We start from the raw sequence: 18,613 nt of genomic DNA on the forward strand, positions 1-18,613 counted from the left end.
CGAGACGACCATGCCGAAATCGAAGCGCCACGAGCCGCAAGCCGAGTCTGAGAAGATCAGTCGTGCCACGCAAGCATCGGCGGGGCGAGCTGGCGCTTCGACGGACGATGACGACGACGTCGCGGAAAACGAACGAGATCTCGAGGCGCGCGACGCCGAGGCGGACGGTGGCGACGACGAGCGCGAAGGCCGCGCGGAAGCCGCGCCCGACGTCGACGATTTCCGCACGCTGCTGCAGGCCGAGCTCACGGCCGACACGATCCAGCATTACCTGAACCGCATCAGCGTGAAGCCGCTGCTGACCGTCGAGGAAGAGCAGCGCTATTCCCGGCTCGCCAAGGCCGGCGAATTCGAGGCGCGGCAGGTGATGATCGAGCGCAACCTGCGTCTCGTCGTCAGCATCGCCAAGGGGTATCTGAACCGCGGCGTGCCGCTGCTCGACCTGATCGAGGAGGGCAACCTCGGCCTGATGCACGCGATCGAGAAATTCGACCCGACGCGCGGTTTCCGTTTCTCGACCTATGCGACCTGGTGGATCCGGCAGAGCATCGAGCGGGCGATCATGAACCAGGCCCGCACGGTGCGCCTGCCCGTGCACGTGATCCGCGAACTGAACCAGGTGCTGCGCGCGAAGCGCCACCTCGAAAAGAATTCGATGTCGACGGGCGAGGCGGCCGAGCGCCGCGAAGCCAGCATCGACGACATCGCCTATCTCACCGGCAAGACCGCCGAGGAAGTCACCGACATCCTCGCGCTCAACGAGCACACGGCGTCGCTCGACGCGCCGCTCGACCTCGATCCCGCGAGCAGCCTGCTCGACCTGCTGCCCGACGACCAGAGCCAGTCGCCCGACGCCGAGGTGCAGCACCGCGAGCTCGAGACGCTGACGCGCGCGTGGCTGTCGCGGCTGTCCGACAAGCATCGGCACGTGATCGAGCGCCGCTTCGGCCTGAACCACATCGAACCGGCGACGCTCGAAGAGCTCGCCGACGAGATGGGGCTCACGCGCGAGCGCGTGCGGCAGATCCAGCAGGAAGCGCTGGTGCGCCTCAAGCGGTTTTTCGCCTCCAACGGCGTGCGCAAGGACGCCGTTCTGTAACCGATGACTCCGATTCTTGTTTTTGACATCGAGACGATTCCCGATGTCGACGGCATTCGCCGTCTGGAAGACCTGCCGGCGACGCTCGACGATGCCGCCGTGGCCGAACATGCGTTCGCCGCACGGCGCGAGAAGACCGGCGGCGATTTCCTGCCGCATCACCTGCAGCGCATTGCGGCGATCTCGTGCGTGTTCCGCGACAACAACGGCTTTCGCGTCCGCTCGCTCGGCACGCCGCAGGACAACGAAGCGACGCTGATCCAGTCGTTTTACCGCGTGATCGAGAAATACACGCCGCAGCTCGTGTCGTGGAATGGCGGCGGCTTCGATCTGCCGGTGCTCCATTACCGCGCGCTCGTACACGGCATCCCCGCGACCCGCTATTGGGATCTCGGCGAGGACGACCGCGAGTTCAAGTGGAACAACTACATCTCGCGCTATCACTCGCGGCATACCGACCTGATGGATGTGCTCGCGATGTATCAGGCGCGCGCGAACGCGCCGCTCGACGCGCTCGCGAAGATGTGCGGCTTTCCGGGCAAGCTCGGGATGGACGGCAGCCAGGTGTGGCCGGCGTTCCAGGACGGGCGGATCGAGGAAATTCGCAATTATTGCGAGACCGACGTCGTCAATACGTACCTGCTGTATTGCCGGTTCCAGCTGATGCGCGGCGGCCTGACGCAGAGCGAGTATGCGGACGAGATCCTGCTCGTGAAGAACGCGCTCGCGCAGGAACCGGCGTCGCACTGGGCCGAATACCTGGCCGGCTTCGCCGCGTAGCGCGGGCGGGCGGCGCCGCGCTACGCAGTCGGCACGATCAAGCGAGTTCGAGCAGCACCGGCTGGTGGTCCGACGCGCGCACGTCGCCGTCGATCTCGCAGCGCATGACGCGCGGCAGCAGCGTATCGGTCACGAACACGAAGTCGCACGCGAGCGGCCCCTCCGACCATTGCACCGTATCGTAGACGCCGGCCGTCGGCGGCGGCGTGCTGCCGGGATGCCGCGCGACCCATGCGTCGACGAAGTGCGGGGCGTCGGCGATCGGCTCCAGGAAGCGCCGGAACGCATCGCTGCCGAACGCGCTGTTGAAATCACCGCAGACGATCGCGTCGCACGGCTGGCCGGTCGCGCTGAACGGCCCCTCGGCAGTTTCGGCGGGCGCGGGCCGTTCCGCGTGCGCGCAGGCCTCGCGATGCCGGTCGCGCAGTGCGTCGACCTGCGCAAGCCGCTGGCGCGCCGAATAGTATTCGAGGTGCGTGGTGACCACGCGCAGCGGGCCGAACGGCGCGTGCAGCTCGACGTCGAGCGCGATGCGCGGCATCGACGGCGCGCCGGCGTCGGCCGGCCACGGCAGTAACTGGCGCAGCACGCGTCCGACCGGCAGCCGGGTCGCGATCGCATTGCCGAACTGGCGGCGCGGCGCGCCGGGTTCGAGGGCCGGCAGGTCCGCGCCGATGGCTTCGACGATCGTATAGCCGGGCAGCAGCGCCGCGAGTTCGACGAACTGGTCGGGGCCGGGCCGGCCGGGCAGTGCGCCGAAGCCGCGCGTGACTTCCTGCAGGCACAGCACGTCGAAATCGCCGAGCCGGCGGATCGTCGCGACGGTGCGCGAAAGGTCGACAACGCCGTCGGCGTCCCGACCCCATTGGATGTTCCAGTCGATCAGTTGCATGGTCGAATCTCCTGTCGGGCGGATTTCGGGTTTCCGGTCTCTCCTGACTGGTTCGCATCCTGCCGGCTGCGGGCGTTCCTGAGCTATTCGCGGGGCCGTCCCAGCGCAATGCGGGGCCGTCTATGCTTAAGTGTCGGCGCTTGCCCGATGCGGGCCTTCGTCGTCTACAATCTCGCCTTCTTCAACGTTTGTCAGGAAAAGCTGGTGTCCGAAGCCGTCCCCACTTCTGCGCGCAAATCGAAAAATGCGCCCGTCGCGCCCGGGATCGCCCCGGTTCTCGAGATCGAATCGCTCGACATGGAAGCGCGCGGTGTCGGCCGCACGATGACCGAGGACGGCGAGCCGGGCAAGGTCATTTTCGTCGAGGGCGCGCTGCCCGGCGAGCGTGTGACCTATTCGAGCTACCGCCGCAAGCCGAGCTACGAGCAGGCGACGGTTGTCGATATTCTGCGCCCGAGCGTGATGCGCACGCAGCCGAAATGCAAGTTCTTCGGCACCTGCGGCGGCTGCTCGATGCAGCATCTCGACATGCGCGCGCAGGTGGCGGTCAAGCAGCGCGTGCTTGAAGACAACCTGTGGCACCTGGCGAAGCTGCGGGCGGAAACGATGTTCGCGCCGATCCACGGCCCGTCATGGGGTTATCGCTACCGTGCGCGCCTGACCGTGCGCAACGTGGCGAAGAAGGGTGGCGTGCTGGTCGGGTTCCACGAGAAGAAGAGCAGCTACGTTGCCGACATGACGAGCTGCGAAGTGCTGCCGCCGCACGTGTCGGCAATGCTGGTGCCGCTGCGCCGGCTCGTCGAGGGGCTGTCGATCCGCGATCGGATGCCGCAGATCGAGCTCGCGGTCGGTTCGGAGGTCACGGCGCTCGTGCTGCGCGTGCTGGAGCCGATCAACGCGGACGACGAAGCGTTGCTGCGCGCGTTCGCGGACGAGCACAAGGTGCAGTTCTGGCTGCAGCCGAAGGGCCCCGACACGGTGACGCCGTTCTATCCGCTCGACGTGTCGCTCGACTACACGCTGCCGGAGTTCGGCATCCGCATGCCGTTCAAGCCGACCGACTTCACGCAGGTCAACCATCAGATCAACCGCGTGCTGGTGGGCCGCGCGCTGCGCCTGCTCGCGCCGTCGCGCGACGACCGCGTGCTCGACCTGTTCTGCGGGATCGGCAACTTCACGCTGCCGCTCGCGCGCCTGTCGCGCGAGGTGATGGGTATCGAGGGCAGCGAAACGCTGACGACGCGCGCGCTCGCGAATGCGCGCGAGAACGGTGTCGACGGCCATACGACGTTCGCATGCCGGAACCTGTTCGAAGTGACGGGCGACGACCTCCGCGCGCTCGGCGCATTCGACAAGTTCCTGATCGATCCGCCGCGCGAAGGCGCGCTCGCGGTGTCGAAGGCGCTGGCCGAGATCGCGCAAAGCGGCGAAGGCCCGCTTCCGAAGCGGATCGTCTACGTGTCGTGCAACCCGTCGACGCTTGCGCGCGACGCGGGCCTGCTCGTGCACGAGGCCGGCTACCGGCTGAAGGGCGCCGGTGTCGTGAACATGTTCCCGAATACGTCGCACGTCGAATCGATCGCGCTGTTCGAGCGCGACTGAGCCGGGCGGCGGACGTAAAAAAACCGGCCCTCGGGCCGGTTTTTTCATGGTGCGTGGCGGACGTCAGTTGCGGTTGCCGCCGAAGATGCCGAGCAGCGCGAGCAGGTTCGTGAACACGTTGTACAGGTCGAGGTAGATCGCGAGCGTCGCCGAGATGTAGTTCGTCTCGCCGCCGTTCACGACGCGCTGGACGTCGAACAGCATGTACGCGGAGAAGATCGCGATCGCGAGCACCGACACGGTGAGCATCAGCGCCGGCAGCTGCAGGAAGATGTTCGCGACCGACGCGAGCAGGATCACGATCACGCCCATGAACAGCCACTTGCCGAGGCCCGAGAAATCGCGCTTGCTGACGGTGGCGATCGTCGCCATCGCGGCGAAGATGATGCCGGTGCCGCCGAACGCGAGCATGATCAGCGACGGGCCGTTCGAGAAGCCGAGGATGAAGCTCAGCAGCCGCGACAGCATCAGGCCCATGAAGAACGTGAAGCCGAGCAGCACGAACACGCCGGCCGCGCTGTTCTTCGTCCGCTCGATCGCGAACATGAAGCCGAACGCGATCGCGAAGAACGCAAGCAGGCTCATCATCGGGCTCGTGGCCGCGAACAGCGAGAAGCCCGTCGTGACGCCGACCCAGGCGCCCAGCACGGTCGGCACCATCGATAGCGCGAGCAGCCAGTACGTGTTCCGCAGCACGCGGTTGCGAACCTCGGCGGTGCTGACGGAACCGCCGCGACCGAAATTGTACGGATAGTCGTTCATGGTTTCTCCTAACATGGAACGCGTGGGCGTCCGGGGCCGGTTCGGCGCACGCGGTGTGCGGCGCAGCAAACCGGAGCAGCTATGGCTAAGATACGTTCCGCGCCGCGAGGTTTCAATGGCTGCGCGGCGCAAAACATATGGATTCGGAACCTTTCACGCGTGTAAGGGTTCAATCGCAATGATACACGGGATCGTGCTACAATAGCGGATTCATTTGAACCTGTAACTTCTTAATTTCTTGGAGTTTTTATGGCAATCGAGCGCACCCTGTCGATCATCAAGCCGGATGCGGTGGCAAAGAACGTGATCGGCCAGATCTACAGCCGTTTCGAAGGCGCCGGCCTGAAGATCGTCGCATCGCGCATGGCACACCTGTCGCGTGCTGACGCAGAGAAGTTCTACGCGGTTCACGCAGCGCGTCCGTTCTTCAAGGATCTCGTCGATTTCATGATCTCGGGCCCGGTGATGATCCAGGTTCTGGAAGGTGAAGGCGCGATCCTGAAGAACCGCGACCTGATGGGCGCAACGGATCCGAAGAAGGCGGAAAAGGGCACGATCCGCGCCGACTTCGCCGACAGCATCGACGCGAACGCCGTGCACGGCTCGGACGCAGCAGAAACGGCTGCGGTCGAAGTCGCGTTCTTCTTCCCGGAAATGAACGTTTACTCGCGTTAAGCTCTGGCTGACAGCAGGTAGGCAGGATTCAGCGCACGCGGCAAGGCAGCACATCATGACGAGCGAAACTTCCGTCAATCTTCTCGACTTCGATGCCGAGGGTCTTGTCGCGTACTGCGGCAGCCTCGGCGAGAAGCCGTTCCGCGCCAAGCAGTTGCAGCGCTGGATCCACCAATACAACGCCGGCGATTTCGACGGCATGACCGATCTCGCGAAGTCCCTGAGGGAGAAACTCAAGGGCCGCGCGTCGATCGTGATGCCGGATATCGCCAGCGATCACGTTTCCACCGACGGCACGCGCAAGTGGCTGATCGACGTCGGAAACGGCAATGCGGTCGAAACCGTGTTCATCCCGGAAGAGACGCGCGGCACGCTGTGCGTGTCGTCGCAGGCCGGGTGCGCGGTCAACTGCCGCTTCTGTTCGACGGGCAAGCAGGGCTTTTCCCGCAACCTGTCGACAGCCGAAATCATTGGCCAGCTGCGGATGGCCGAATTTGCATTGCGAGCGTCGCTGGGTCGCGCGCCCGGCCCGAACGGCAAGGCCGAGCGGGTCGTCACCAATGTGGTGATGATGGGCATGGGCGAGCCGCTCCTGAATTACAGCGCGGTCGTGCCCGCGATGCGGCTGATGCTCGACGACAACGCGTACGGCCTGTCGCGCCGCCGCGTCACGCTGTCGACGTCCGGCGTGGTGCCGATGATGGACCGCCTCGGCGCCGAATTGCCGGTCGCGTTGGCCGTTTCGCTGCACGCGCCGAACGATGCGCTGCGCGACGAACTGGTGCCGCTCAACAAGAAGTATCCGCTTCGCGAGCTGATGGCTGCGTGCCAGCGCTATCTGAAAGTCGCGCCGCGCGACTTCATTACTTTCGAATACTGCATGCTCGACGGCGTCAACGACACCGAAGCGCATGCGCGCGAACTGCTGGCCGTCACGCGCGACGTGCCGTGCAAGTTCAATCTGATCCCGTTCAATCCGTTCCCGGAATCGGGCCTCATCCGCTCGAAGCCGGAGCAGATCAAGCGCTTTGCACAGGTCCTCATCGACGCGGGTGTCGTCACGACCGTGCGCAAGACGCGCGGCGACGATATCGATGCCGCGTGCGGCCAGCTGGCCGGCGCGGTGAAGGACCGCACGCGCCTCGCGGAACGAACGGGCGCAGCAGCAAAAATCATCGAAGTTCGGGCAGTTTGACGGGGGCGCCTAGCCGGGGATGCCCGAACCTCTTGGCGGTACAACACGCGAATAGCGATCGGTCGCGGCGCCACGGCGCCGCGCATGGTATGAACAGTTGCGGGTGCAGGCCGGCGGGAGCCGGCGGCGGCCGCCAGTGAAGAAGAATCGACGCGAGGACAAGGATGAGTGAGCCGCAGCCGACTAACGGCGCAGAGACGAATGCCGCAAGACCGGCACCGGCGGGACTGGAATCGCTGGCGGCGGTCGGCAGCCGGCTGGCGCAGCTTCGGGAGACAAAGGGCTGGACGGTCGACGACGTATCGGCGCGGCTCAAGGTCGCACCGCAGAAGCTCCGGGCGCTCGAGGCCGGCGACATCAGTCATTTGCCTGGCGTGACGTTCGCGCTCGGTGTCGTGCGCAGCTACGCGAAGATGCTCGGCGTCGATCCGGAGCCGTTCGCGCAGGCGCTGCGCCGCGAGCGCGGGGTGCCGGAAGTCGATCTGTCGATGCCCGCATCGTCGGGGACGGATCTGCCGCGCGGCCGCGTGTCGATTCCGCTGGGCGGCTCGTCGCACCACCACCCGTGGCTGTGGGGAACGGCGATCGTCGTCGTCGCAGTGGTTGCCGTACTGATGTGGCACACTGGCGGCGATTCGTCGAGCCTGCTCGCGCGCTTCAAGGGCGGCGACGCGGAACATGCGTCGGCTGCGAGCGCGTCGGCGGCATCGTCGTCTTCCGTCGAAGAGACGGCCGCGAGCGGCGCGTCGGTCGTAGCAGCCAATGAGGTTCCGGCCCCGGCCGCTGCATCCGCCGCCCCGGCGCAGGCGATTGCGTCTGCTGTCCCGGCGCCCGTGGCACCGGTCGCGGCGTCGGCTGCATCGCAACCCGTCGTGGCAGCGACGGCCGCGAGTGCCGCTGCGCCGGCCGAGCCGGCGAGCGTCGCGGTTGCGGCTGGCCAGTCGATGGTCGAACTGAAGGTCAAGCAGGATTGCTGGTTCAGCGTGCGCGACAAGAACGGCAAGGAGCTGTTCTCGGCACTGGTGCGGGCCGGCGAGACGAAGCAGGTCGCCGGCGACGGGCCGTTCAAGGTCACGATCGGCAACAAGGCAGGCCTCGACGCGGTCGCGTTCGACGGAAAACCTGTCGATCCGGCAAAATATTCGGCAGCGCGGGGTAATGTGGCGCGGTTCACGTTGCCCTGACGTCAAGCGCCGTGGCGAAGGCCTGTCGTCGATATCGGCAGGCCGTGAGGACACGGCGCTTTTTCAATTCATGCGCCGCGTTGCGGCGCATTCCGCGTAAATGGATCTATCGATGCAATCCGAAGCTCAATCCCCACGCAGCAGTCAGATTTGTTCAACCGAGCCGGTGTTCGGCGGGCATCAGCCCCGCCGCGTGTCGCATGCGGTGGATGTCCGCTGGGGCGGGCAGCTCGTGACGATCGGCGGCGACGCGCCGGTGCGCGTGCAGTCGATGACGAATACCGACACGGCCGACGCGATCGGCACCGCGATCCAGATCAAGGAGCTCGCGAACGCGGGCTCGGAACTGGTGCGCATCACGGTCAACACGCCCGAGGCCGCGGCTGCCGTGCCGGCGGTCCGCGAGCAGCTCGACCGGATGGGCGTGACCGTACCGCTCGTCGGCGATTTCCACTACAACGGCCACTTGCTGCTGCGCGACTACCCGGGCTGCGCGGAGTCGCTGTCGAAGTACCGGATCAACCCCGGCAACGTCGGTCAGGGCGCGAAGCGCGATACGCAGTTCGCGCAGATGATCGAGGCCGCGGCCAAGTACGACAAGCCGGTGCGGATCGGCGTGAACTGGGGCAGTCTCGACCAGGACCTGCTCGCGCGCATGATGGACGAGAACGGCGCGCGCTCGCAGCCGTGGGACGCGCAAAGCGTGATGTACGAGGCGCTGATCCAGTCGGCGATCGGCTCGGCCGAGCGTGCAGTCGAGCTGGGTCTCGGCCGCGACCGCATCGTGCTGTCGTGCAAGGTCAGCGGCGTGCAGGACCTGATTGCCGTGTACCGCGAACTCGGCCGCCGCTGCGGCTTCGCGTTGCACCTCGGGCTGACCGAGGCCGGCATGGGCTCGAAGGGCATCGTCGCATCGACGGCTGCGCTCGGCGTGCTGCTGCAGGAAGGGATCGGCGACACGATCCGCATCTCGCTGACGCCGGAACCGGGTGCGTCGCGTACGGGCGAGGTGATCGTCGGCCAGGAAATCCTGCAGACGATGGGCCTGCGCTCGTTCGCGCCGATGGTGATCGCGTGCCCGGGCTGCGGCCGCACGACGAGCACGCTGTTCCAGGAACTCGCGATGCAGATCCAGACCTACCTGCGCGAGCAGATGCCGGTCTGGCGCAAGGAGTACCCGGGCGTCGAGAAGATGAACGTCGCGGTGATGGGCTGCATCGTCAACGGCCCGGGCGAATCGAAGCACGCGAACATCGGCATCAGCCTGCCGGGTTCGGGCGAAAACCCGGCCGCGCCCGTCTTCGTCGACGGCGAGAAGGTCAAGACGCTGCGCGGCGAGCGGATCGCCGAGGAATTCCAGCAGATCGTCAGCGACTACGTCGCACGCAACTATGGCCGCGCCGACGCGGCAGTGAACTAATTCGTCAACACACACGATGACTGAACAGAAACGCAAGATCGAGAAGCTCACCGGCGTCAAGGGCATGAACGACATCCTTCCGCAGGATGCCGGCCTGTGGGAATTCTTCGAAGCCACCGTGAAATCGCTGCTGCGCGCATACGGCTACCAGAACATCCGCACGCCGATCGTCGAACACACGCAGCTCTTCACGCGCGGCATCGGCGAAGTCACCGACATCGTCGAGAAGGAGATGTACAGCTTCACCGACGCGCTGAACGGCGAGAACCTGACGATGCGCCCGGAAAACACCGCGGCCGTCGTGCGCGCGTCGATCGAGCACAACATGCTGTACGACGGCCCGAAGCGCCTGTGGTACATCGGCCCGATGTTCCGCCACGAGCGTCCGCAGCGCGGCCGCTACCGCCAGTTCCACCAGGTCGGCGTCGAGGCGCTCGGCTTCGCGGGGCCCGATGCGGATGCCGAGATCATCATGATGTGCCAGCGCCTGTGGGACGACCTCGGCCTGACCGGCATCAAGCTCGAGATCAACTCGCTCGGCCTCGCCGAAGAACGCGCCGCGCACCGCGTCGAGCTGATCAAGTATCTCGAGCAGCACGTCGACGCGCTCGACGCCGAAGCGCAGCGCCGCCTGTATACGAACCCGCTGCGCGTGCTCGACACGAAGAATCCCGCGCTGCAGGAGATCGCGCAGAATGCGCCGAAGCTGATCGACTTCCTCGGCGACGAATCGCGCGCGCACTTCGAGGGGCTGCAGCGCCTGCTGCTCGCGAACAACATTCCGTTCAAGATCAACCCGCGTCTCGTGCGCGGCCTCGACTACTACAACCTGACCGTGTTCGAGTGGGTGACGGACAAGCTCGGCGCGCAGGGCACGGTCGCGGCCGGCGGCCGCTACGATCCGCTGATCGAGCAGCTCGGCGGCAAGCCGACCGCCGCGTGCGGCTGGGCGATGGGCATCGAGCGCATCCTCGAACTGCTGAAGGAAGAGGATCTGGCGCCCGAGCAGGAAGGCGTCGACGTGTACGTCGTGCACCAGGGCGAGACCGCCCGCGAACAGGCGTTCATCGCGGCGGAGCGCCTGCGCGACACGGGCCTCGATGTGATCTTCCACTGCAGCGCCGACGGCGCGCCGGCGAGCTTCAAGTCGCAGATGAAGCGGGCCGATGCAAGCGGCGCGGCATTCGCGGTGATCTTCGGCGAAGAAGAGGTCGCGAACGGCACGGTGGGCGTGAAAGCACTGCGCGGTGCAGGCGAAGACGGGGAAAAGAACGTTCAGCAGACCGTACCGGTCGAAAGCTTGACCGAATTCCTAATCAATGCGATGGTTGCATCCGCCGAAGACGGCGACGACTGATCGCGCTGGCAATCGCTCGACAAGAAAGGCCTGAACAGGAAGGAATCGCTCGCCGATGAGTTATCACGACGAACAAGAATCGATTGAAAGTGTCAAGGCGTGGTGGGCCCGCTGGGGCAACCTGACCACGTGGATCGTGCTCGCGGCGCTCGTCGTCGCGGCCGGTTTCAACGGCTGGAACTACTGGCAGCGCCGTCAGGCTGCCGAGGCGTCCGGGCTGTACGAGCAAGTCCAGAAGGCCGCCGCCGCGAACGACAAGGCGACGATGGCTCGCGCGGCCGCCGACATGGAAGACAAGTTCGGCAGTACGCCGTATGCGCAGATGACGGCGCTCGCGGCCGCGAAGGTGCTGTACGCGGCCGGCGACTCCGCAGGCGCGAAGGCGCAGCTGCAATGGGCCGTCGATCACGCCAAGGACGACGAGTACAAGCAGATCGCGAAGCTGCGTCTCGCATCGCTGCTGCTCGACGAGAAGGCATACGACGCGGGCCTCGCGCTGCTGTCGGGTACGCCGCTCGATGCATTCAAGGGCCTCGTGGCCGATCGCCGCGGCGATCTGCTTGCCGCGCAAGGCAAGACCGACGATGCGCGCGCCGCTTACAAGCTGGCGCTCGACGGCCTGTCGAAGGACGACCAGTCCGCGCGCCAGCTCGTGCAGTTCAAGCTGGACGCGCTCGGCGGCTGAACCCCGGTCCCCTCAACCTCTTAACTCTGCTTCGCTAACCGATGAATTTGCTGAAACGTTACGCTGTGCCCGTTGCCTGCGCGGCGGCTGTCCTGGCATTGGCGGCCTGCTCGTCGTCGAAGGATGCGCGCCGCGTGCCGACGCCGCTCACCGAGTTCAAGCCCGTGATGGACGTGCAACAGGTCTGGAAGGCGAGCGTCGGCAAGGGCGGACGCTACCTGTTCTCGCCGGTGGCCGTTGGCGACGCCGTCTATGCGGCGGGCGAAAACGGTTCGGTCGAGAAGATCGACGCGAAGACGGGCCAGACGGTCTGGCGCTCGAAGGTCGATTCGGACCTGTCGGCCGGTGTCGGCAGCGACGGCAACCTGACCGCTGTCGGCGCACTGAAGGGCGGCGTGTTCGTGCTGGGCCCGGACGGCAAGCAACTGTGGAAGACCAGCGTGCAGGGCGAGATCTTCTCGCCGCCGCTCGTCGGCAACGGCCTCGTGGTCGTCCGCACGATCGACGGGCAGGTGATCGCCTTCAACGCGCAGACGGGCGAGCAGAAGTGGAACTACCGCAACCGCGCGGTGCCGCTGAACCTGCGCGTGTCGGCCGGCATGACGTTCGCGGGCGACGCGGCGGTGCTGGCGGGCTTCCCGGGCGGCGGTCTCGTCGCGATCAACCTGCAGACGGGCGAGCCGTTCTGGCAGACGCCCGTGTCGTTTCCGAAGGGCGTGACCGAAGTCGAGCGCATCAACGACGTCAGCGGTCCGCCGACGCTCGTGGGCGCCGAAGCCTGCGCGGTGACGTTCCAGGGTCAGCTCGGCTGCTTCGATGCAAACTCGGGCCGCCCGCTGTGGGAAAAGGCGTTCTCGAGCCGCAGCGGCCTCGCACAGGACGATTCGGTGGTCGCCGGCGGCGACGACTGGTCGGTCGTGACGGCGTACGACGCGGCGTCGGGCAACCAGCTCTGGCGCAACGACAAGCTGAAGAGCCGCGACGTCGGCGTGCCGTACCTGCTCGGGCATGCGCTCGTGATGGGCGACTACCAGGGCGTCGTGCACTTCCTGTCGCGCGAAGACGGCAGCTTCATCGCGCGGATGAAGACCGACGGCAGCGCGATTACGGCTGCACCGGTCCTCGCGGGCAATACGCTCGTCGTGCAGACGAAGGACGGCGGCCTGTACGGATTCCGTCCGCGCTGACGCGCACGAAACATGCGCGGTCGCGGTGCGGCGGGCTTGTCCCGCGCGCCCTGGCCGCGCGACATGAAGGCGGCCGGTGTTCCCGGCCGCTCGGTATTTGAAAGGCAGTTCGAGACGAAAGACGACGGCGCGCAACGCGCGCCCGGCGCGCGCATCCGGCGCGGCGCGAATTCGTGATATTTTCATTCAGCGCAGCCGCCCGCAGCAGCGGGCCTCCCGCTGCTGCGCTTCACCGTAGAAAACATAGATGAAACCGGTCATTGCCCTCGTTGGGCGCCCCAATGTGGGGAAATCCACGCTGTTCAACCGGCTCACGCGCTCGCGCGATGCGCTGGTTGCCGACCTGCCGGGCCTGACGCGCGATCGCCATTACGGCGAAGGGCGCGTCGGCGAGCGGCCGTACCTGGTCGTCGATACGGGCGGCTTCGAACCCGTCGCGAAGGACGGCATCCTGCACGAGATGGCGCGCCAGACGCGGCAGGCGGTTGAAGAGGCCGACGTCGTCGTGTTCATCGTCGACGGCCGCAACGGGCTCGCGCCGCAGGACAAGTCGATCGCCGACTACCTGCGCAAGACCGGCCGACCGATCTTCCTCGTCGTCAACAAGGCCGAGGGGATGAAGTACACGGCGGTCGCGACAGACTTCTACGAGCTCGGGCTCGGCGACCCGCGCGCGATCTCGGCCGCGCACGGCGACGGCGTGACCGACATGATCAACGAGGCGCTGGAAGTCGCATACAGGGACCAGCCCGAAGAGGAAGACGAGAACGACCCGTCGCGCGGCATCAAGATCGCGATCGTCGGCCGGCCGAACGTCGGCAAGTCGACGCTCGTGAACGCGCTGATCGGCGAGGACCGCGTGATCGCGTTCGACATGCCGGGCACCACGCGCGATTCGATCTACGTCGACTTCGAGCGCAACGGCAAGAAATACACGCTGATCGACACGGCCGGCCTGCGGCGGCGCGGCAAGGTGTTCGAAGCGATCGAGAAGTTCTCGGTCGTGAAGACGCTGCAGTCGATTTCCGACGCTAATGTCGTCATTCTTCTGCTGGATGCGCAGCAGGACATTTCCGACCAGGACGCGCACATCGCCGGCTTCGTCGTCGAGCAGGGCCGCGCGCTCGTGATCGGCGTCAACAAGTGGGACGGGCTCGACGAGCACGCACGCGATCGCGCGAAAGCGGATTTGACCCGTAAGCTGAAATTCCTCGACTTCGCGAAATCGCACTTCATTTCGGCCGCGAAGAAGACGGGCATCGGCACGCTGATGCGCTCGGTCGACGACGCGTACGCGGCGGCGATGGCGAAGCTGCCGACGCCGAAGCTCACGCGCGCGCTGATCGAGGCCGTCGAGTTCCAGCAGCCGCGCCGTCGCGGCCCGGTGCGTCCGAAGCTGCGCTACGCGCACCAGGGCGGCCAGAATCCGCCGATCATCGTGATCCACGGCAACGCGCTCGACGCCGTGACGGAAACGTACAAGCGCTACCTGGAAAACCGGTTCCGCGAAACTTTCTCGCTGACCGGGACTCCATTGCGCATAGAGTTCCGTTCGTCGAACAATCCGTACGCGGACAAGGGCTGAAGCACGCCTGTTACACGCGTCCCGCAAGGGATAGGCCGCAAGGCCTATGCCACGGGCGGGGCAGGCAAAATCGGCTATAGTGTAGCGATTGGCGCCGGATCTCTTTTTCTTCCCCGCCAATCCAGATCAACCTGCAAAAAAAGATGGAGTACGCCATGAGCAACAAAGGGCAATTGTTACAAGACCCGTTTTTGAACGCACTGCGCAAAGAGCACGTTCCCGTTTCGATCTACCTCGTCAACGGCATCAAGCTCCAAGGGAACATTGAATCGTTCGACCAGTACGTCGTGTTGCTCCGTAATACGGTGACCCAGATGGTCTACAAGCACGCCATCTCGACGGTCGTGCCGGCGCGCCCGGTGAATTTCCACCCGGACGCGGAAGCTTCGTCCTAACCTATCGCAGCGGCCGGCATCCGGTCGCCGCGAGCGACCGATGCCAGCCGCCTTATCTTGACACCCGATAATTTGATCAACGCAGCGCTCGTCGGCATCGATTTCGGCAAGACCGATTTCGAAGCCAGTCTCGAAGAACTCAGTCTTCTCGCCTCCAGCGCGGGGGCCCGTCCCGCCGTCACCCTCACAGGTCGTCGCGCCAGTCCCGATGCCGCGATGTTCATCGGCAGCGGCAAAGCCGAAGAACTGCGGCTCGCCTGCGACACGCACAACGTCGAAATCGTCATCTTCAACCACGCACTGGCGCCGGCCCAGCAACGTAATCTGGAGCGGGCACTTAACAGGCGGGTCGTCGATCGCACGAGCCTCATCCTCGATATCTTCGCGCAGCGCGCCCGCAGCCATGAAGGCAAGCTGCAGGTCGAGCTCGCGCAGCTTCAATACCTGTCGACGCGGCTGATTCGCGCATGGACCCACCTCGAACGGCAAAAGGGTGGTATAGGCCTGCGCGGCCCCGGCGAAACCCAGCTCGAAACCGACCGCCGGCTGATCGGCGAGCGCATCAAGATGCTGAAGTCGCGGCTCGATCGGCTGCGCCGGCAACACAGCACGCAACGCCGGCAGCGCGCGCGCAGCGGCACGATGTCGGTGTCGCTGGTCGGCTATACGAACGCGGGCAAGTCGACGCTGTTCAATGCGCTGACGAAAGCGCAGGCCTACGCGGCCGACCAGCTGTTCGCCACGCTCGATACGACGTCGCGGCGCGTGTACCTCGGCGACGAGGTCGGCCAGATCGTCGTGTCGGATACGGTCGGGTTCATCCGCGAGCTGCCTCACCAGCTCGTCGCGGCGTTTCGCGCGACCCTCGAGGAAACGATCCACGCGGATCTGCTGCTGCACGTGGTCGATGCATCGAGTGCGGTCAGGCTCGAGCAGATCGAGCAGGTTAACGGCGTGCTGCACGAGATCGGCGCAGACACGATCCGGCAGGTGCTGGTGTTCAACAAGATCGACGCCGTGCCCGAGCTGGCGGCCCGCGGCGACGCGGTCGAGCGGGACGAGTATGGTAATATTTCGCGCGTCTTTTTGAGCGCACGCACCGGTCAGGGTCTTGACGCGTTGCGTGCCGCCATCGCAGAGATTGCCTCCGCGGAACACCTTCCCAGCGCGATGTTACCCAACGGCGCACTCGACGGCGCGTCCGCTGAATCACACGAAGACCGCACGATTTCCGAACACGGGCGCTAACCGGTCCCGGCCGGTTCGCCGGCGTCTAATCTGGTGAACAAACTCTGGTGAACGAATACAACGAGCGGAGTACCTGGCGGCGGATGCGCGCCTTGCTGTCGATCAACGATCCCCGCTGGGGACGCGGCGAAGGCAATGGCAAAGACGGATCCCGTCCCCGTGCGAACGAATCGAAGCGTCCGCAAGGCGGCGACGGCGAAGGTCCGCCCGATCTCGACGAGATGTGGCGCAACTTCAACCGCCGCCTGAGTGGCCTCTTCGGAGGCAAAGGCGGCAATGGCTTCCGTCCCGACAACGGACGGGCTGCGCGGGTCGGCGTCGGCATCGTGATCGGCGTGCTGGTCGCGGTCTACGCGGGCAGCGGGCTGTTCGTCGTGCAGGACGGCCAGACGGGCGTCGTACTGCAGCTCGGCAAGCTGTCGGGCACGGTCGGCCAGGGCGTGCACTGGCGCGCGCCGTATCCGTTCGCGTCGCACGAGATCGTCGATACGTCGCAGGTCCGATCGATCGAGATCGGCCGCAACAACGTCGTGCGTCTCGCGAACGTGAAGGAAGCGGCAATGCTGACGCGCGATGCCGACATCGTCGACGTGCGCTTCATCGTCCAGTACCGGATTCGTTCGGCAACCGATTACCTGTTCCGCAGCGTCGATCCCGAGCGCAGCGTGTCGCAGGCCGCGCAGGCCGCGGTGCGTGCGATCGTCGGTACGCGCAGCGCGGCCGACGTGCTGAACCAGGATCGCGACGCGCTGCGCGGGCAGCTTTCCGCCGCGATTCAGCGCGATCTCGACCGCTACCAGTCGGGGCTCGAGGTGACGGCCGTCACGATGCAGAGCGTCGCGGCGCCGGAGCAGACGCAGGCCGCCTACGGTGAAGTCGCGAAGGCGCGCGACGAGCGCGAGGCCGCGAAGCGCGCCGCGCAGGCATACGCAAACGACCTGCTGCCGAAGGCGCAGGGCGATGCCGCGAAGCTCGTCGACGAAGCGAAGGCGTATTCCGATCGCGTGGTCACGGAAGCCGAAGGCGATGCCGATCGGTTCAAGCAGGTCTACGCGCAGTACTCGAAGGCGCCGGCGGTGATCCGCGAGCGGATGTACCTCGATACGATGCAGGAAATCTATTCGAACGCGACGAAGGTGTTCGTCGGCAACAAGGGCGGCAACAGCGTCGTGTATCTGCCGCTCGACAAGCTCGTCGAGCAGGGGCGGCAAAACGCCGCGACGTCCACCGGCGCAACCGCGCCCGATGCGGCGTCCGCACCGGCGGCTGTCGCGCCGTCGGCAGCCGTACCCGCGAGCGCGGCACCGGCCGCCTCGGCGTCGGGCACCGACGTGCTGCGATCATCGCGCGAAGCGTTCCGCAGCCGGTCGCGTGAAGACGATCTGAAGTAACGGGAGCGCAGAACATGAACCGAATCATTGCGCTCGTCGTCGCAATCGTGATCGTTGCCTTCGCGGCCTCCTCGACGGTCCTGACCGTCGATCCGCGCCATACGGCCGTGCTGTCGGGCCGCGACGGCGCGCAGCCCGAACTCGCCGGCCCCGGTATCCATTTCAAGCTGCCGCCGCCACTGCAGACGGCCACGCTGATCGACACGCGCCTGCAATCGCTCGAGTCGTCCGATCCGCTGCAACTGGCAACGGAAGACAAGCACGACCTGCTCGTCGCGTATGCGGTGAAGTACCGGATCAGCGATCCGCTGAAATATTTCACGGCGACGGGCGGCGATCCGGCGGCGGCTACCGAACGCCTGGCCGGTGTGCTGAAGAGCGCGCTCGGCGACGCGTTCGGCAAGCGTGCGCTCGACGATGCCCTCGGCGGCCAGCGCGCGATCGCCGACGCGGCCCGCGACGCGGCGAAGGCGAAAGCGTCCGGTTTCGGCGTCGACGTGGTCGACGTCCAGTTGACGCGCGTCGACTTGCCGGCTGCGCAGACGGATGCCGTCTATCAGCGGATGATCGGCGCGCTGCGCGATCAGGCGGCACAGGTGCGTGCGGAAGGCGCGTCCGACGTCGAGCAGATCAAGGCCGACGCCGAACGCGAACAGCAGGCCGTGCTCGCGAACGCGTACAAATCCGCGCAGACGATCAAGGGCGAGGGCGACGCGAAGGCCGCGACGATTGCCGCCGACGCGTTCGGCCGCGATCCGCAGTTCTATCAGTTCTACGCGAGCCTGCAGGCCTACCGGAAGACGTTCAAGCGCAACGACATCATCGTCGTCGATCCCGACAGCGAGTTCTTCCGCTTCATGCGCAGCCCGACGGGCGGTGCCGCACCGTCGGCGCCTGCTCCCCGCAAACACTGACCTTGGGGCGCCGCGTCGAGCGGCGCCGTCGCTCGCATGGACCTGGCTGGCTCGTTGTTGCTCGCAGTAGCGCTGATGCTGATCATCGAGGGAGCGTTTCCCTTCGTGTTTCCCGTCGCCTGGCGCGACACGTTTCGTAGAATAGCTGAGCGGCCGCCGCATCATATCCGGATCGGCGGGCTGATCGTGATGGTGCTCGGGCTCGTACTGCTGCTGCTCGCCACTTGATCCGGACGGCGCAT

Annotated in this window: 18 protein-coding genes; 16 read left to right on the forward strand and 2 right to left on the reverse strand. The window is 66.0% G+C overall.

Annotated elements, in window-relative coordinates:
* The first annotated feature begins 10 nt into the window (after window positions 1–10).
* A complete protein-coding gene (rpoS, locus tag KVT39_RS15435; protein ID WP_034181276.1) occupies window positions 11–1,099 on the forward strand; it encodes an RNA polymerase sigma factor RpoS in 1,089 nt (362 codons plus the stop codon).
* 3 nt (window positions 1,100–1,102) lie between these two features.
* Complete coding sequence (locus tag KVT39_RS15440) at window positions 1,103–1,879, forward strand: 3'-5' exonuclease (RefSeq protein ID WP_034181277.1); 777 nt, start codon at window positions 1,103–1,105, stop codon at window positions 1,877–1,879.
* Between the two features lie 37 nt (window positions 1,880–1,916).
* Here the strand turns inward: KVT39_RS15440 and KVT39_RS15445 are convergent, their stop codons facing one another.
* A complete protein-coding gene (locus KVT39_RS15445; RefSeq protein WP_217589496.1) occupies window positions 1,917–2,771 on the reverse strand; it encodes an endonuclease/exonuclease/phosphatase family protein in 855 nt (284 codons plus the stop codon).
* Window positions 2,772–2,975: 204 nt separating this feature from the next.
* On the opposite strand from KVT39_RS15445, the gene rlmD reads away from it, so the two are divergent.
* The gene (rlmD, locus tag KVT39_RS15450) at window positions 2,976–4,373 is read left to right on the forward strand and encodes a 23S rRNA (uracil(1939)-C(5))-methyltransferase RlmD (RefSeq protein ID WP_081938452.1); all 1,398 of its coding nucleotides are present in this window, start codon (window positions 2,976–2,978) and stop codon (window positions 4,371–4,373) included.
* A gap of 63 nt (window positions 4,374–4,436) precedes the next feature.
* On the opposite strand, the gene KVT39_RS15455 is transcribed toward rlmD, so the two are convergent.
* Window positions 4,437–5,135 carry a Bax inhibitor-1/YccA family protein gene (locus KVT39_RS15455; RefSeq protein ID WP_034181280.1) on the reverse strand — a complete coding sequence of 233 codons (699 nt, stop codon included), beginning with the start codon at window positions 5,133–5,135 and terminating at the stop codon, window positions 4,437–4,439.
* A gap of 249 nt (window positions 5,136–5,384) precedes the next feature.
* Here KVT39_RS15455 and ndk point away from each other — a divergent pair, with 249 nt between their 5' ends.
* The 13 genes from ndk to KVT39_RS15520 all read left to right on the forward strand — a co-directional run bounded on the left by ndk (window position 5,385) and on the right by KVT39_RS15520 (window position 18,599).
* Window positions 5,385–5,810, forward strand: coding sequence for a nucleoside-diphosphate kinase (gene ndk / locus KVT39_RS15460; protein ID WP_011352265.1), 426 nt, complete (start codon window positions 5,385–5,387; stop codon window positions 5,808–5,810).
* A gap of 55 nt (window positions 5,811–5,865) precedes the next feature.
* Complete coding sequence (gene rlmN, locus KVT39_RS15465; protein WP_034181281.1) at window positions 5,866–7,005, forward strand: 23S rRNA (adenine(2503)-C(2))-methyltransferase RlmN; 1,140 nt, start codon at window positions 5,866–5,868, stop codon at window positions 7,003–7,005.
* A gap of 164 nt (window positions 7,006–7,169) precedes the next feature.
* Entirely contained in the window at window positions 7,170–8,189 is a 1,020-nt protein-coding gene (locus tag KVT39_RS15470) for a helix-turn-helix domain-containing protein (protein WP_217589497.1), read from the forward strand.
* A gap of 112 nt (window positions 8,190–8,301) precedes the next feature.
* On the forward strand, window positions 8,302–9,609 hold the full coding sequence (ispG, locus tag KVT39_RS15475) for a flavodoxin-dependent (E)-4-hydroxy-3-methylbut-2-enyl-diphosphate synthase (RefSeq protein ID WP_034181398.1): 1,308 nt from the start codon (window positions 8,302–8,304) through the stop codon (window positions 9,607–9,609).
* A 16-nt stretch (window positions 9,610–9,625) separates the two neighbouring features.
* The gene (gene hisS / locus KVT39_RS15480) at window positions 9,626–10,966 is read left to right on the forward strand and encodes a histidine--tRNA ligase (protein ID WP_034181283.1); all 1,341 of its coding nucleotides are present in this window, start codon (window positions 9,626–9,628) and stop codon (window positions 10,964–10,966) included.
* A gap of 55 nt (window positions 10,967–11,021) precedes the next feature.
* Window positions 11,022–11,651 carry a tetratricopeptide repeat protein gene (locus KVT39_RS15485; protein WP_034181284.1) on the forward strand — a complete coding sequence of 210 codons (630 nt, stop codon included), beginning with the start codon at window positions 11,022–11,024 and terminating at the stop codon, window positions 11,649–11,651.
* Between the two features lie 41 nt (window positions 11,652–11,692).
* Window positions 11,693–12,838 (forward strand): outer membrane protein assembly factor BamB, encoded by a 1,146-nt coding sequence (bamB, locus tag KVT39_RS15490; RefSeq protein WP_034181285.1) that lies wholly within the window; start codon window positions 11,693–11,695, stop codon window positions 12,836–12,838.
* A 247-nt stretch (window positions 12,839–13,085) separates the two neighbouring features.
* The gene (der, locus tag KVT39_RS15495) at window positions 13,086–14,423 is read left to right on the forward strand and encodes a ribosome biogenesis GTPase Der (RefSeq protein ID WP_051983718.1); all 1,338 of its coding nucleotides are present in this window, start codon (window positions 13,086–13,088) and stop codon (window positions 14,421–14,423) included.
* A gap of 155 nt (window positions 14,424–14,578) precedes the next feature.
* On the forward strand, window positions 14,579–14,818 hold the full coding sequence (gene hfq / locus KVT39_RS15500; RefSeq protein WP_006399927.1) for an RNA chaperone Hfq: 240 nt from the start codon (window positions 14,579–14,581) through the stop codon (window positions 14,816–14,818).
* Window positions 14,819–14,890: 72 nt separating this feature from the next.
* Window positions 14,891–16,066, forward strand: a complete 1,176-nt coding sequence (hflX, locus tag KVT39_RS15505) for a GTPase HflX (RefSeq protein ID WP_175750325.1) — start codon at window positions 14,891–14,893, stop codon at window positions 16,064–16,066.
* Between the two features lie 47 nt (window positions 16,067–16,113).
* On the forward strand, window positions 16,114–17,457 hold the full coding sequence (gene hflK, locus KVT39_RS15510; protein ID WP_217589499.1) for an FtsH protease activity modulator HflK: 1,344 nt from the start codon (window positions 16,114–16,116) through the stop codon (window positions 17,455–17,457).
* Window positions 17,458–17,471: 14 nt separating this feature from the next.
* Entirely contained in the window at window positions 17,472–18,371 is a 900-nt protein-coding gene (gene hflC / locus KVT39_RS15515) for a protease modulator HflC (RefSeq protein ID WP_034181289.1), read from the forward strand.
* Window positions 18,372–18,407: 36 nt separating this feature from the next.
* Complete coding sequence (locus KVT39_RS15520; protein WP_006478685.1) at window positions 18,408–18,599, forward strand: DUF2065 domain-containing protein; 192 nt, start codon at window positions 18,408–18,410, stop codon at window positions 18,597–18,599.
* Window positions 18,600–18,613: the final 14 nt, after the last annotated feature.

Source organism: Burkholderia sp. GbtcB21, from assembly GCF_019091065.1.
Lineage (GTDB): Bacteria > Pseudomonadota > Gammaproteobacteria > Burkholderiales > Burkholderiaceae > Burkholderia > Burkholderia pyrrocinia_C.

What these genes read in the sequence shown, in the direction of transcription:
- rpoS (WP_034181276.1), top strand. Translation starts at nt 11, where the DNA reads ATGCCGAAATCGAAGCGCCACGAGCCGCAAGCCGAGTCTGAGAAGATC.
- KVT39_RS15440 (WP_034181277.1), top strand. Translation starts at nt 1,103, where the DNA reads ATGACTCCGATTCTTGTTTTTGACATCGAGACGATTCCCGATGTCGAC.
- KVT39_RS15445 (WP_217589496.1), bottom strand. Translation starts at nt 2,771, where the DNA reads ATGCAACTGATCGACTGGAACATCCAATGGGGTCGGGACGCCGACGGC.
- KVT39_RS15455 (WP_034181280.1), bottom strand. Translation starts at nt 5,135, where the DNA reads ATGAACGACTATCCGTACAATTTCGGTCGCGGCGGTTCCGTCAGCACC.
- ndk (WP_011352265.1), top strand. Translation starts at nt 5,385, where the DNA reads ATGGCAATCGAGCGCACCCTGTCGATCATCAAGCCGGATGCGGTGGCA.
- rlmN (WP_034181281.1), top strand. Translation starts at nt 5,866, where the DNA reads ATGACGAGCGAAACTTCCGTCAATCTTCTCGACTTCGATGCCGAGGGT.
- KVT39_RS15470 (WP_217589497.1), top strand. Translation starts at nt 7,170, where the DNA reads ATGAGTGAGCCGCAGCCGACTAACGGCGCAGAGACGAATGCCGCAAGA.
- ispG (WP_034181398.1), top strand. Translation starts at nt 8,302, where the DNA reads ATGCAATCCGAAGCTCAATCCCCACGCAGCAGTCAGATTTGTTCAACC.
- hisS (WP_034181283.1), top strand. Translation starts at nt 9,626, where the DNA reads ATGACTGAACAGAAACGCAAGATCGAGAAGCTCACCGGCGTCAAGGGC.
- KVT39_RS15485 (WP_034181284.1), top strand. Translation starts at nt 11,022, where the DNA reads ATGAGTTATCACGACGAACAAGAATCGATTGAAAGTGTCAAGGCGTGG.
- bamB (WP_034181285.1), top strand. Translation starts at nt 11,693, where the DNA reads ATGAATTTGCTGAAACGTTACGCTGTGCCCGTTGCCTGCGCGGCGGCT.
- der (WP_051983718.1), top strand. Translation starts at nt 13,086, where the DNA reads ATGAAACCGGTCATTGCCCTCGTTGGGCGCCCCAATGTGGGGAAATCC.
- hfq (WP_006399927.1), top strand. Translation starts at nt 14,579, where the DNA reads ATGAGCAACAAAGGGCAATTGTTACAAGACCCGTTTTTGAACGCACTG.
- hflC (WP_034181289.1), top strand. Translation starts at nt 17,472, where the DNA reads ATGAACCGAATCATTGCGCTCGTCGTCGCAATCGTGATCGTTGCCTTC.
- KVT39_RS15520 (WP_006478685.1), top strand. Translation starts at nt 18,408, where the DNA reads ATGGACCTGGCTGGCTCGTTGTTGCTCGCAGTAGCGCTGATGCTGATC.